Origin of the sequence: Mangrovibacillus sp. Mu-81 (assembly GCF_036867415.1) — a bacterium.
Lineage (GTDB): Bacteria > Bacillota > Bacilli > Bacillales > Bacillaceae_B > Rossellomorea.
Window position 1 is genome coordinate 553,565 of sequence record NZ_JBAJHU010000003.1, and the last position, 14,675, is coordinate 568,239.

A 14,675-nucleotide genomic window follows, 5' to 3' on the forward strand; every position below is an offset into this window, starting at 1 on the left:
CTGGAGGGTGAAGAATGAAAAAAATAATACAGAACGGGACAATTGTTACAGCAGCTGATACGTATAAAGCGGATATACTCATTGAAGATGGAAAAATAAGCAGTATCGGAAAGGACTTTGATATCAGTGAAGCAGAAGTAATCGATGCAGACGGAAAGTATATATTTCCGGGAGGGATAGATCCGCATACACATCTGGAAATGCCTTTCGGTGGTACCGTTTCAAAGGATGATTTCGAAACAGGGACGATTGCTGCCGCATTTGGAGGAACAACCACTTTGATCGATTTTTGTTTGACCAATAAGGGAGAGCCTCTCCAAAATGCAATCGATACTTGGCATGCGAAATCCAAGGATAAAGCAGTGATTGATTACAGCTTTCATCTAATGATTGGGGAAATCAATCAGGAAGTGTTAAGTCAGCTTCCTGAAGTCATCGAAAATGAGGGCATAACTTCGTTTAAAGTTTTTATGGCATATAAAAATGTATTCCAGGCTGATGATGAGACACTTTTCAGAACATTGATCGCAGCCAAAAAATTAGGTGCACTGGTTATGGTGCATGCCGAAAATGGAGATGTCATTGAGTACATGACTGAACAAGCTTTGGCTGAAGGTAAAACAGATCCAATATACCATGCTTTGACACGACCTCCCGAACTTGAAGGGGAAGCTACAGGCAGGGCTGCGAAGTTGACGGGTCTTGCTGATTCTCAGTTATACGTGGTGCATGTTTCCTGCCAAGAGGCTGTGAAACAAATAGCCGAAGCAAGAAGCAAGGGACTTAATGTCTGGGGTGAAACCTGTCCTCAGTATTTGGTGCTTGACCAAACTTACTTGGAGCGTCCAAACTTTGAAGGTGCCAAGTACGTCTGGTCACCGCCGCTGCGTGAAAAGTGGAACCAGGAAGTATTATGGAATGCACTGAAAAGCGGAGAACTCCAGACACTGGGTTCTGATCAGTGCTCATTTGATTTTAAAGGACAGAAAGACCTTGGCTTGGAAGACTTCACCAAAATCCCGAATGGCGGGCCGATCATTGAGGACCGTGTATCCATATTATTCTCAGAAGGAGTTGAAAAGGGCAGAATTACCTTGAATCAGTTTGTTGATATTATGTCTACACGAAGTGCCAAGTTGTTTGGGCTTTATCCTCAGAAAGGAACCATTGCATCAGGATCGGATGCAGACGTTGTGATTTTTGATCCGAATGCAGAAAGGGTCATATCCGCAGAGAGTCACCATATGGCTGCAGACTATAACCCTTTTGAGGGGATGAAAATCAAAGGGGAACCTGTCTCCGTTTTGTCAAGGGGTGAATACGTCATTAAAGATAAGCAATTCGTGGGCAAATTGGGGAAAGGGAAGTATGTCAAGAGAGCGAGATACGGTAAACATCTTTCACGAGAAGAGAGCGAATCATTACAGCCTTCTAAATCCTGATCATATTCGACTTATGAAAACCGCTTAATTTTAGAACAGCTCCTGCATGTAGAGCGGAAGGTATCTTCTGCTCTACATGCCTCTCTTAGTTCAAGTTTGGTTTTGCCATTTGGAACAAACAAAAAGGAGTGTTCATGTTGAAAACAAGCTATTTAAAGTCACCGGATTTATTACCTATTAAAGAAAGTGAAAGAAAAATTACGAAAATCGGATATTCGTTTATGTGGATAGGGATGGTGGTCGTTCTTGCTACCTTTGCTATCGGCGGGTCGGGAGTTATGTCATTACCGCTTCCTCTTGTTCTGCTGGCAACCCTGATCGGTTCAGTGGCAATCGGTTTTTTCATCTCCCTTACAGGCGATATAGGGGTAGAACACGGATTATCTTTTCCGGTCTATATGAGGGCTCCTTTCGGAACATTGGGTACCCATATTCCTTCGGTTGTCCGTGGTATTGCCGCTTCCATGTGGTTTGGGATCAACACGTATTTCGGAGCGACGGCAATGAATGGCATCCTGAATATTCTATATGGTTTTGACAATTGGTTTGTATGTTTTATCATATTTGCTCTACTTCAATTAGTTAACACTGCTTTAGGGATAAAGGCGGTAGAACGGTTTGCCGACCTGGCAGCTCCGGTGATCATCATCATATCAGTTTGGATGTACTCCTCCCTGTCCGACTCGGCTGCAGCACAGGGACGGGATATTTGGAGCTGGGTGGAAAGTCCGGTCACTGGCGGGGCCGCCGTTACAGCGTTTCTGGTAGTCATCTTCAGCAATATGGGATTTTGGGCGACGTTGGCTGCCGATATTCCATCGATTTCACGTTTCATGAAAGCCCCCCGGCATGAGAAGAATTGGTTTAAACGAAATAAAAGTTCCTTAATCGGCAACCTGATCACTTTGCCTCTGACACAGACATTCATGGTATTAATCGGAGCGGTTTCATATATTGCCGTGTTGAACTATGATCCAGTAATTGCATTACAGGAAGCAGCAAGCGGTCTTATTCTAGGTATTTTACTGCTCATGATTGTCCTGGCTCAATGGTCTACGAATATCGCAGCCAATGTTGTCCCTGCTGCTACGATATTCTCAAATGTAGGAGGTCCAAAGTTTCCTTTCTGGGCGGGTGTTTTAACTGCCGGAGTGGTAGGAACAATCGTTCAGCCTTGGAACCTGTTTGGAGTGATCATTCCTGTCCTGCTTTTTGTAGGGGGTATTTTATCAGCGATTGTCGGGATATTGGTGGCTGATTATTACATCATAAGAAAACGAAGAGTGAATGTACCGGCACTTTATGAAAATGAAGGACAATACAAGTACATGAACGGGGTCAATCTTGCCGGCTTCATTTCATGGATCATCGGTGCTGTTGCTTCTTATTACGTTCCAAGCTTTTCATTCATTGTCGGATTCGGAGCAGGTGCCATATGTTATTATTTCCTTGCAAAGTACTGGTGGTTCAAGAAATATGAACAGGCGGAATTGCTTGATCCAGATGATGAAAAGTATCTGGGTATATCAGTCGGCCGGGATTGGGAAATCGAAATAAATGAAGAAACAGTGAAGGAAGCGCCTACGGGTACAAGCCTTACGATTTAGAGCAGAAGGCTTCTATAGACGTTCGGAAATGTTCTATAGAAGTCTTGCAATCTCATAATAAAGAAATGAAGTGGGGGTATGCACATGTCGGAATATCGGGAGTTTTTAAGTGAAAGGGATAAGATTGATTTTCTTCTTCAAAAAGGATTTAAGATTGTAAGAGTGACCGAGAATTTAAGCGGGGCATTTGTACTCTTTAAACACTCAGAAAACAAACGAAGTGCAACACTCCATGTGAAAACGGCAAATGCAAGGAAGTACTTTTCCAATCTATTGATACATTCATAAGGGGAGGGGGGATGTAAATGAAGAACCAGGCTGAACTGGACGATGAAAATATAAACGAGATGAGGGAGCACCAATCCTATCCAACCATCATGGACACTCCGGAGGATCTGGTCGAATGGATGTTATCCTTCCTGTCTTCAGATGAAATTTCAGATGAAGAATGGTTGAAGACCTGCCATTCCGAGGTTCACATTATTATCCCCGCAGAAAAAGAGTAAAGGATTGGTTATGCCAATCCTTTTTATCTATTTTTCTTATCACATTCACATCTATTACGCCTTAAGAAGGAGAGTATGATGAAGAATCTTTATTATCATTCAGTTGAATCGATTCTTTCAAGGAGATATTTTGAACATTCAAGAGTTATAGCCGGTCAAAGCGGATTGCAGCGCCAGGTGAAATGGGTACATGTCGTTGAAGTCACTTCAATCAAAAATTTACTTAATGGCCATGAATTAATTTTGACGACTGGATTGGCACTAAAAGAAGAATCAGCTTTCCTTTACCTTTTGAACCAGCTTATTGAAAGTGATGCTGCAGCATTGTGCATTGAACTTGATACGAATATTTCAAGGATTCCTCAACGGATTTTGGAGTTGGCAAATCAACATGACTTCCCGGTCATTGTATTTGATAAAGAGGTGCCTTTTGTGAGTATCACTCATGATATTCATTCTGTGATCATTAATCAACAGTATGAAATGATTAAAAAATTAGACGATTATGCCCAGTTACTCAATAAGAAGTTGCTTAGTGTCAATGAATTGCAGGGAATACTGAATATCCTACATAAAGAGCTGGAAGTACCCGTGATCTTCCGGGTGAAAGAACAAGAACCGGAAATACATCCTCCATTGAAGCGTTCAGAAGAAATGAAAATCAGAAAATGGTATGAAGCACATGTAGAAGAAGGACAAGGATACTTTACCTCAGCAAAGGTGATCCTGTTTGATCAGGAATATGCAGAGCTATCCATCTACAGAAATGATCATCCCTTTAGCGAATATGAAACTTTAATATTGGACAGGACTTCCACTGCATTGGCACAATTTATCATGAGAGAACTCTATTTTGATGAAAAAAAGAGAATGGAAGACTCCAAATGGATAATGTCCTGGCTGAAAGGAGAGCAATCCAATGAGCAGCTGGAGGGATATCTAAGGGAGTTGAAACTGGATATTAATGGAGGAGTCGTTTGTGTTTTTAGTGATGAGAAAGAACGAGAGCCACAGGATTTAACCTATTTCAATTTAGTGGCAAGAAGTATTTTCGAACAGCAGGGATTTCATGGGCTGACTGAGAAATGCGGCAGCGACCAACTGTTCATTCTGTTGGATACGCGCGGGCGGATCGATTGGAAGAAAAGGTTGAAAACAGCACTGGAAAAGATTCAGCAGTCCCATTTCTTATCACACAAAAAAGATTCGGTCATCTCGGTTGGAAAGTATCAAGAAGAGATGATGAACATCAGCGTGAGCTATAAAACTGCTCAGGAAAGCTTATTATTCCGTTCAAAAATAGACGGTGGCAACCGTTTCTTTTTCTTTGACGATTTACATCTGTATCGTTTGATATCAATTGTAAATAACAATGTGAACCTATCCGAGATGATAGAGGAATATTTACACCCCCTCTTACTCTACGATAATGAGAATGAGGGCAGCCTGCTATTGACACTGAAGGTTTTCTTAAGCTGCCAAGGTTCTAAACAGGAAACTGCCAAAAAATTGTTTATTGTAAGGCAAACGCTTTACCATCGATTGAGAAAAATTGAAGAGCTTCTAGGTGAAGATTTCATGAGTGCGGATAAGAGGCTGGCTATCGAATTCCTATTGTCTGCCCATGATTATCTCAATCCATTAAAGTTCGTGAAAAAACAAGCTGCCAAATGATGAGCAGGAATGTCTAATGTACAAACATGGTTACTTTACACTTTGTCTAATGAAAGCCTTTGTGATATCTCTCATAATGGACTTATATACATCATAGCGCCTTGTAAAACTCAGAGTGAATTATTCGTATTTAAGGAGGATTAATATGACAATCATTAAGAAAGACGTAGCAGTGTTAAAAAACTTTATTGGTGGAAAGTGGATTGATTCCGAAAGTTCGCAGACGATGGATGTGTTGAACCCGGCGACCAACGAAGAGCTTGCGAGAGTGCCTATTTCAACTAAAGGAGATGTTGATCTAGCTGTGAAAGCAGCAAAAGAAGCTTCGGAAACATGGAAAAAAACTCCTGTACCAAAAAGAGCAAGACTCTTTTATAAGTATCATACACTGTTATCTGAAAATCACGAACAATTAGCGAAACTCGTGGTTCAAGAAAATGGGAAGTCATATAAAGAAGCATATGGGGAAGTTCAGCGCGGACTGGAATGTGTCGAGTTTGCATGCGGTGCCCCTACGCTGATGATGGGTGAGACGCTAAGCGGAATTGCAGAAGATATTGATTCCGAAATGTTCCGTTATCCTCTTGGGGTTGTGGGTGGAATTACGCCATTCAACTTCCCGATGATGGTGCCGCTTTGGATGTTCCCACTCGCAGTGGCATGCGGTAACAGCTTCGTCCTCAAGCCATCTGAAAGAACACCGATGCTTGCAAATCGACTTGCTGAATTGTTTACGGAAGCCGGTTTTCCTCAAGGAGTATTGAATGTAGTCCACGGTGCGCATGATGTTGTGAACGGATTGATCGAACATAAGGATATTGCAGCCATTTCCTTTGTAGGCTCACAGCCTGTAGCGAAATACGTTTATGAAAAATCTGCCCAGCAAGGAAAGCGTGTCCAGGCTCTTTCCGGTGCGAAAAATCATCATGTTGTGATGCCGGATGCTGATCTGGAAAAAGCAGCAGAACACATTATCAGCTCTGCATTTGGAAGTGCCGGCCAGCGTTGCATGGCTTGCAGTGCGGTCGTTGTAGTGGGGGAAAATGAACCGTTCATCAATGCTCTCACAAAGAAGGCGGATGACCTTTGTATTGGTAATGGGATGGACGATGAAGTCCTGCTGACTCCTGTGATTAGAAGTGAGCATCGGAACCGTACCCTTAAGTATATTGAAAAAGGTATGGAGGAAGGGGCAACACTGATTCGCGATGGAAGAAAAGAAATGGGTGACCTGAAGGATGGAAACTTTTTAGGAGCCACGATCTTTGATCATGTATCTCCTGATATGACGATTGCAAAAGAAGAGATGTTCGCACCTGTATTGAGTCTCCTTAGAGCGAAGGACTTGGATGAAGGGCTGGAGTATATTAGAAAATCACGTTTTGGAAATGGAGCGACCCTATATACTAAAGATGCCAAAGCGGTGAGACAGTTCAGGGAAGAAGCCGATGCAGGCATGCTTGGGATCAACGTAGGTGTTCCCGCTACCATGGCATTTTTTCCATTTTCAGGTTGGAAAGACTCTTTCTATGGAGACATGCATGTTAACGGTAAAGACGGAGTAAATTTCTTTACTAGGAAGAAAATGATCACTTCACGATTTGATTTCTAAAAGAAGAAAACAAGGAGGGGAACCCAATGGTGAAAACAGGTCAAGACATGTGGCTTAAACAGGATGAACAATACCTTTGGCATTCCATGAAACCGTACAATCCTGATGGAACGATGGTGGTTACAGAATCCAAAGGGTCGTGGGTAACTGATAATGAAGGAAAGAAATATCTGGACGGAATGGCTGGATTATGGTGTGTCAACATTGGTTATGGAAGACATGAATTAGCTGAAGCTGCTTATGAACAATTGAAAAAAATGGCTTACTTTCCTTTGACACAGAGTCATCAGCCTGCCATTCAACTTGCGGAGAGATTAAACGGGTTATTAGGAGAAGAATATGTCATATTTTTCTCAAACAGCGGGTCTGAAGCCAATGAAACAGCATTCAAAATCGCTCGTCAATATCATCAGCAAAAAGGAGAGGGAGACCGTTACAAGATCATTTCCAGGTATCGGTCCTATCATGGAAACTCTATGGGAGCCTTGGCTGCTACAGGACAGGCGCAGCGAAAGTACAAATACGAACCACTGGCTCCCGGATTTGTCCATGTTGCACCGCCTGACTCATACAGGGACGAAGCAGAAGGCAAATCGCCACACGATTTGCCAGGGGTTAAAGCGATCGACCAGGCCATGACTTGGGAACTCAGTGAAACAATCGCTGCCCTCATCATGGAGCCGATTATTACGGGCGGGGGAATATTGATCCCGCAAGAAGATTACATGAAAGCTGCAAAGGAAGTGTGTGAAAAACATGGTGCTTTAATGATTGTCGATGAAGTGATTTGTGGTTTCGGGCGCACCGGCAAGCCTTTCGGTTACATGAATTATGATGTGAAACCGGATATCATTACAATGGCGAAAGGGATTACTTCCGCTTACCTGCCGTTATCGGCTACCGCAGTTAAACGTGAAATATATGAAGCATTTAAAGGCACTGAGGAATATGATTACTTCCGCCATATCAATACCTTTGGAGGTAATCCTGCAGCTTGTGCACTTGCATTGAAGAACATTGAGATAATGGAGAATGAAGGTCTATTCACAAGGTCTGAGGAGCTTGGGGAAACAGCCTTGAATACTCTGAAAAATCAGCTGCAGAAGCATAAACTAGTAGGTGATATCAGAGGTAAAGGGCTTCTTATTGGTATTGAGATGGTAAAGGATCAACAAACAAAAGAACCTTTGGCTGTGGAAAAAGTGAATGGTGTGATTTCCTATTGCAAACAACACGGGGTTATTATTGGAAAGAACGGGGCAACTGTCGCCGGATTCAATAATGTACTGACTCTTTCCCCCCCGCTTACTATCGAAGTGGAAGATCTTGAATTATTAATTAATACAGTCATTGACGGAATCAATTCTATACAATAAAAGAAAGCCGGAAGATTTGGATAAATGTGTCTTATCCGAATAATAATCCGAACTTTAATTCAAATTCTTTAATGAGAATTCGAATTAGTTCGGATTTTTTATTAGGTTCTGAGACTCTTTCTGATAACTGAATTTTAGAAAAAGATGGTAAAATGAGGAGAACGTACATCACATTTAAGGAGAGAGAATATGTCAGTATTATTTAAAGGAATAGATCATGTACAACTGGCAGCACCTGAAAGTTGTGAAACAGAAGCAAGGAAATTTTATGGTGATATACTAGGTTTACATGAAATCTCTAAACCGGAAAATTTAAAAGCGAGTGGCGGGTGCTGGTTTCAGTTTGGCGCCCAGGAAATTCATATCGGTGTACAATCGGACTTTCTACCCGCCACGAAAGCTCATCCCGGATTACTTGTAGAAGGTTTGGAGACTTACCGGAACAGCTTGGTCGAGAAGGGAATTCAGGTTAAAGAAGATACTCCCATTAATGGGAGGAGCCGATTTTTTGTTTCTGATCCCTTTGGAAATCGGATCGAATTTTTGGAATATCATGAATGATTATCTGAAACGATGTAGAGGCTCGGACAAAAGTGTTTTAGTCTGAATAAAACCCGAACTAATTTGAATTCTAAGTTCAAATAAGTTTTGGTTTATTATTAGCTCAGTTCAAATGCCCATTTAGTATCTTGCTTGTTCAGCGGTTGATTGGAGTGCAAGACGAAGACTCCTGCAGGACAAGTAGCTTATTAGAAAAGCGGAAGGGCTTTGCTCAGAGGCGTGTGGCATAAGACGAATCGGCCTGGAAGGCGCTCTTTGCCTTCTTGGCCGGTTTAGCTTATGACTTGTTCCTCTAAGCCCTGCAGCTAGACAAGTGAGACCCCGCAGGCTTGCCGAGAAGGTTCACGGGCTACCCGCGGAAAGCGAAGTCTTGCACGGAAATCATTAGCGGTATTTAGAGTCTAACACTGATAATGTTCCCCTTTAGGTAGGTGTTTTTTGTTTTGTCCCAGTCTCAGTTTTAATAAATGGATTTCTTAATCCCCTGGGGCACATGTTTCGCTGATGGTGGTACATTTCTATTCTTAACATTGATAAATTCAGAAGAATGGATAGTTATACTTATCTGTCCACCATATATATGTGTACGGATCAACAGAGGCTGATCATAAGTATTGCGGAATATGAAATCGGGTCCGTACCAACTTACTGTAGCATCCCTCCCCTTTGGAACATAGGGCACTCGTTTACTGTGATGATATCGTTCCACGATTTCAACACCTGCAAGGTCGACTGCATTATATAGTGTAGATGAGACTTGGCATATCCCTCCGCCGATATCTTCGGACAACTCCCCCCTTACAATGACAGGAGCTTTCTTATATCCTTTATCTTTCGTCCGTCTGCCCACTGTTTTATTAAATGAAAACAATTCGCCAGGAAAAACGACCTTATTATTGATTTCATTTGCAGCTAGAGAAATATTATGAGACCGTTCATTGTTATTACGGTTGAAATAGGTAACATAATGGCCGATTTGGCGGTTACGTATGTTCGAAAGAAGTTCACTGTCGACTCTTGGATGCAGTGTCTGCAGTGGTACCTCAATTCTGACTGTGCCTTTTGAGAACAGGGCACCCAACAATTGTTGGTTGAATTTTCTTACATGAAGTTTATACCCGCTTTCATGCTCCTTGATGTTATTGTTCTTATCCAGATAAGCATCACGCGGGGGAACGGAGACTTTTTTATTTATTTCCTCTGTTATTTTTTCAGTCACGGCAGGATTAAGAAGTGGTTCATCGATGCCTTCAAATGTGAGTTCCTCAGGGATATATGAAGATAGGAGGTCTCCTTGGAAGTATATTTGAATCTGTGTATCTTGAGTGTCATGTATAACAGGCAATGAAAGAAGGCTGATTAATGTTAATTTTGTCATCAGCTGCATCGGACATCAACTCCTTCCATTATAGTATTGGTTGGAAAATTCCATTCATGTAGGAAATCTGAAGATGGAGATTTCCAATAATTACACCTTATTCATTATCCATTCATTCAGAAACTAAAGAAAAAAGGTTTGGTTCGTTATGAGTTATGTAAGGATGATCTTTATATTTTTTCTTTTCCTGATTGTGGTTGGTAAAGCAGAAGCAGAGATGATAATAGATGAAAGGGCAAAGAATGATCCGAGACCGTCTTTTTCGATAGAGATTCTGCCGTGGGACATTGTGAACGATGTGATCCCGAATAAATCATTTTTCACGATTATTGATGTGGAGACAGGACTCAGTTTCAATGTACAGCGCAGGGCAGGTAGTAAACATGCCGATGTACAACCATTAACCAAAAAAGATACAAAAATCATGAAAACCATCTATAACGATAAATGGAGCTGGGACAGAAGAGCAATCCTTGTTCAATACAATGACCGGTTGATTCCTGCTTCAATGAATGGGATGCCCCATGGCGCAGGAGCGCTCCAAAATGGGTTCCCAGGGCACTTTTGTGTCCACTTTTATGGCAGTACCACCCATAAAACACCGACGCCGGATCTTGCCCATAAATTGATGATTCTAAAAGCAGGCGGCAAGCTTCAAAGGTATTTATACAATATGGACCCTTATGAAAGCATCAGAATAATGGAGATAGCGATTAATCAGCATGATGAAAACCTTCTTTCTCTAATCCTTTCAGAACAGGAGGAAGGCATTGCCCAACGACTCATTCAGGAAATCAATCATATAGAGATTACTGAATTGTCCTTGCTTCCATCAGAGGATATTCATGCCTTCTTTGGACTGGAGGTGAAAGCTAAGCTGAATTGGATTTCCAGTGAACAAACTCAATCTGTGACCAGGGGCAGTCTCCTCATCCGGAAAAGCAGTCCTGAAGGACAGTGGGGAATTGATGGGAAAGAACTAGCTGGATTGGTGAAGTAGGAATTCATATTTGCAACTATCATAAAATGTAAAAAGAAAATCAATCATGTGAAGTTTCTTCTCGTTCAAATAGGGAAAAGAACATTTAAACAAACCGTGGAGGTTAGGGACTCATGCTGGAGTTTATCATAAATGTCATTAGAGAACTGGGGATGTGGGGGTTGTTTGCTGGAAATGCAATAGAGGCCTCTTCACTGCCTTTTCCCGGGGTTTTGGTCACGTTGACCTATGGATACCTGCTTGATCCTTCATGGGGAAAGCTGATCAGTCTTGCTGTTTTCAGCAGTCTGATCTATACTGTTTTCAGCTATATCCCGTATGCCATAGGTTTTAAAATCAAGCATACGATAAAGGATAAGACCAGTACTAAAAACACCAAAAAAGTAGAAAAAGCACAGAGGTGGTTCAGGAAGTATGGAGTTTGGAGTATCGCACTTTCCCGACCACTGGGAATAGGCAATTACATTTCGTATGCCTCGGGTATAAGTAAAGTCAGTAAGTTGAAATTTGGTTCCCTTACATTCATCGGCATCTTCCCGGTTACCTTTATCATGCTCATAGTCGGAAAAAACGGTCATTTGGAATCCGTACAGTCGTTAATAAGCAGTATCCAGAATTATATTTTCATAGGTGGTGCTCTGCTATTGATCATCTTCATCGGATACAAATTCCTGTATCCCACCAGGAAGAAGAAAAGTGAATGTCCATCGAGTAAAGAAGTTCCGTCCAAGATCGTTAAACAAAATGATTCATAGTTCCGATTGATAAACTCTTACCGTAACGTCCCTTCTATATTTTGAGGGACGATTTTTTTGACCATTATGATATAATAAATAGTCTAGATTTGTAGAATTTGCATGAAAGGTTTGATTCGGAACATGACTCAATATACGCCGATGATCAGGCAGTATTTACAGGTGAAGGCAGATTATCAGGATGCCTTTTTATTTTTTCGTTTAGGTGATTTTTATGAAATGTTCTTCGAAGATGCAATTTCTGCATCTCAGGAGCTTGAAATAACGTTAACGAGCCGTGACGGCGGTGGAGAAGAGAGAATTCCTATGTGCGGGGTTCCGTATCATTCTGCACCCAATTACATAGAACGATTGATTGATAAAGGCTATAAGGTTGCCATATGTGAACAGACGGAGGACCCGAAGCAGGCAAAAGGAGTTGTACGCAGGGAAGTGGTGCAGCTCATCACTCCCGGTACTGTGATGGACGGAAAAGGGCTGAACGACAAGGAAAACAATTATATTGCTTCCGTGACACCTTTTGATGACCATACTTACGGTCTCGCTTATAGTGACCTCACTACCGGGGAGTCAAAAGTAACCCTTGTGACAGAAGGAATGCAAGCATTAATAAATGAATTATCCACCGTAGAAGCAAAAGAAGTCATCCTTCCAGGCAATATTAACGAAGACATCCAAAGAATGATCAATGAAAGAAATGAGCTAACGCTTTCATTTGAAACAGAAAGCAGAATTGATCCTTCGTTCTCCCACCTGCTTCTAAATCTTGAACAGGATAAACTGAGAGAGGCAGCCGCCCGGCTCTTTCAGTATCTGTTCAGGACACAGAAAAGGAGTCTCGATCATTTGCAGAAAGTGGAGACCTATCAAATTCATCAATACATGAAGATGGATTATTACTCGAAACGAAATCTTGAACTAACTGAAACGATCCGGTCAAAAGGTAAAAAAGGTTCACTTCTGTGGCTTTTGGATGAAACCATGACTGCCATGGGAGCACGTCTCCTAAAACAATGGATTGATCGTCCTCTCATTCAGTTAGATGATATTCATAAGAGACAGTCGGTTGTCGAAGTCTTATTGGAAAGATTCTTTGAGAGAACGGATCTCAGGGAACGCCTTAAAGAAGTATATGATTTAGAACGATTAGCAGGAAGGGTAGCTTTCGGTAATGTAAACGCACGGGATCTTATCCAGTTGAAAAAATCACTGCAGCAGGTACCCGTACTGAGACACCTAGTAGAGACAATGGAAAATGAAGTGACTGATGAACTAGTTGCTGAACTGGATCCCTGTGAAGAATTAACTGATATTCTGGAGCTGGCGTTGGTGGAAAATCCTCCACTTACAATTAAGGAAGGAAGCATAATCAGGGATGGATATCATGAAGAGCTTGACCGGTACCGGGATGCAAGTAGAAACGGCAAAAGCTGGATTGCAGAACTGGAACGGAAAGAAAGGGAGCGAACGGGTATCCGCTCATTGAAAGTCGGTTTTAATCGAGTCTTTGGATATTATATTGAAGTGACAAAAGCCAATCTCATTCATTTAGACGAAGGGCGTTATGAAAGGAAACAAACATTAACTAATGCAGAACGCTTCATTACTCCGGAGTTAAAGGAAAAGGAGGCACTTATTCTGCAAGCGGATGAGAAGTCCGTAGATCTCGAGTATGAACTATTTACCGGGATCCGCGAAACTGTAAAAGAGTTCATACCGCGTTTACAGAAATTAGCAAGGCTGGTAAGTGAACTCGACGTCCTGCAATGCTTTGCAACGGTAAGTGAGAAAAGGCATTACAATAAGCCTTCTTTCAATGATGACCGAAAGATTATTCTAAAAGATGGACGTCATCCGGTTGTAGAAAAAGTCATGGGAGCACAGGAATATGTGCCGAACGACTGCATAATGGATGCAGAACGCGAAATGTTGTTGGTCACAGGTCCCAACATGTCTGGTAAAAGTACGTATATGCGCCAAATCGCCTTGACATCGATTCTAGCCCAAATCGGTTGTTACGTGCCTGCAGGGTCAGCAGATCTGCCAATTTTTGACCAGGTATTCACACGTATCGGAGCTGCAGATGATCTTATTTCAGGACAAAGTACTTTCATGGTTGAAATGCTTGAAGCGAAGAACGCGATTGTCAATGCAACCCAGCAGAGTTTGATCTTATTTGATGAAATAGGCCGTGGGACCTCTACTTATGATGGGATGGCGCTTGCTCAGGCAATCATTGAATATATTCATGAGAATATAGGTGCAAAAACTCTGTTCTCCACTCATTATCATGAATTGACCATTCTCGAAGATGAATTGAATAAAGTGAAAAATGTTCATGTAAGTGCTATGGAGCAAAATGGAAAACTTGTTTTCCTGCACAAAATCAAAGAAGGGGCAGCAGATAAGAGTTATGGCATCCATGTAGCTGAACTTGCCGACCTGCCACGTGAATTGATCAAGCGCGCTAATGAAATATTAGTTCAACTTGAAGATAAAGAAGAGAAGTTTACACTAAACAATCAGGAAACGGCAGCCGCCAAAGAGCAAGAGCCTGACAGGCAGGGGGTCAACGACGAGCTCGCTCAGCTATCCTTCTTCCAAACAGAAAAAACCGGAGTAAAAGAACCAGCATTGACTTCTAAGGAAAAGAAATTACTGGACGAACTTAAAAAGCTCGATATCCTTGAAATGACCCCACTGGATGCGTTGAACACTCTTTATGGAATCCAAAAAAAGTTGAAAAATTAAAGGAGGTGTAAAC

At 41.8% G+C, this 14,675-nt stretch carries 12 protein-coding genes; 11 read left to right on the forward strand and 1 reads right to left on the reverse strand.

The genetic code is table 11. The features are described 5' to 3' along the window. The first annotated feature begins 14 nt into the window (after window positions 1-14). The 8 genes from hydA to V6B33_RS09930 all read left to right on the forward strand — a co-directional run bounded on the left by hydA (window position 15) and on the right by V6B33_RS09930 (window position 8,778). Window positions 15-1,442 (forward strand): dihydropyrimidinase, encoded by a 1,428-nt coding sequence (gene hydA, locus V6B33_RS09895; protein ID WP_334217577.1) that lies wholly within the window; start codon window positions 15-17, stop codon window positions 1,440-1,442. 137 nt (window positions 1,443-1,579) lie between these two features. Continuing rightward, complete coding sequence (locus tag V6B33_RS09900; protein WP_442915513.1) at window positions 1,580-3,049, forward strand: NCS1 family transporter; 1,470 nt, start codon at window positions 1,580-1,582, stop codon at window positions 3,047-3,049. 84 nt (window positions 3,050-3,133) lie between these two features. Beyond that, window positions 3,134-3,337: a hypothetical protein gene (locus V6B33_RS09905; protein ID WP_334217579.1), complete on the forward strand. Its 204-nt coding sequence runs from the start codon at window positions 3,134-3,136 to the stop codon at window positions 3,335-3,337. 17 nt (window positions 3,338-3,354) lie between these two features. Further along, entirely contained in the window at window positions 3,355-3,555 is a 201-nt protein-coding gene (locus tag V6B33_RS09910; RefSeq protein ID WP_334217580.1) for a hypothetical protein, read from the forward strand. A 75-nt stretch (window positions 3,556-3,630) separates the two neighbouring features. Beyond that, on the forward strand, window positions 3,631-5,229 hold the full coding sequence (locus V6B33_RS09915; protein ID WP_334217581.1) for a PucR family transcriptional regulator: 1,599 nt from the start codon (window positions 3,631-3,633) through the stop codon (window positions 5,227-5,229). 145 nt (window positions 5,230-5,374) lie between these two features. Next, window positions 5,375-6,841: a CoA-acylating methylmalonate-semialdehyde dehydrogenase gene (locus tag V6B33_RS09920; protein ID WP_334217582.1), complete on the forward strand. Its 1,467-nt coding sequence runs from the start codon at window positions 5,375-5,377 to the stop codon at window positions 6,839-6,841. Between the two features lie 26 nt (window positions 6,842-6,867). Continuing rightward, window positions 6,868-8,217, forward strand: a complete 1,350-nt coding sequence (locus tag V6B33_RS09925) for an aspartate aminotransferase family protein (protein WP_334217583.1) — start codon at window positions 6,868-6,870, stop codon at window positions 8,215-8,217. A gap of 189 nt (window positions 8,218-8,406) precedes the next feature. Beyond that, window positions 8,407-8,778, forward strand: coding sequence for a VOC family protein (locus tag V6B33_RS09930; RefSeq protein ID WP_334217584.1), 372 nt, complete (start codon window positions 8,407-8,409; stop codon window positions 8,776-8,778). Window positions 8,779-9,238: 460 nt separating this feature from the next. Here the strand turns inward: V6B33_RS09930 and V6B33_RS09935 are convergent, their stop codons facing one another. Next, the gene (locus V6B33_RS09935) at window positions 9,239-10,165 is read right to left on the reverse strand and encodes a VanW family protein (protein ID WP_334217585.1); all 927 of its coding nucleotides are present in this window, start codon (window positions 10,163-10,165) and stop codon (window positions 9,239-9,241) included. Window positions 10,166-10,319: 154 nt separating this feature from the next. Here V6B33_RS09935 and V6B33_RS09940 point away from each other — a divergent pair, with 154 nt between their 5' ends. From V6B33_RS09940 to mutS, 3 genes are all read left to right on the forward strand, one after another. Then, entirely contained in the window at window positions 10,320-11,156 is an 837-nt protein-coding gene (locus V6B33_RS09940; protein ID WP_334217586.1) for a hypothetical protein, read from the forward strand. Window positions 11,157-11,269: 113 nt separating this feature from the next. Continuing rightward, a complete protein-coding gene (locus V6B33_RS09945) occupies window positions 11,270-11,911 on the forward strand; it encodes a DedA family protein (protein ID WP_334217587.1) in 642 nt (213 codons plus the stop codon). A gap of 123 nt (window positions 11,912-12,034) precedes the next feature. Beyond that, on the forward strand, window positions 12,035-14,662 hold the full coding sequence (gene mutS, locus V6B33_RS09950; protein WP_334217588.1) for a DNA mismatch repair protein MutS: 2,628 nt from the start codon (window positions 12,035-12,037) through the stop codon (window positions 14,660-14,662). Window positions 14,663-14,675 lie beyond the last annotated feature (13 nt).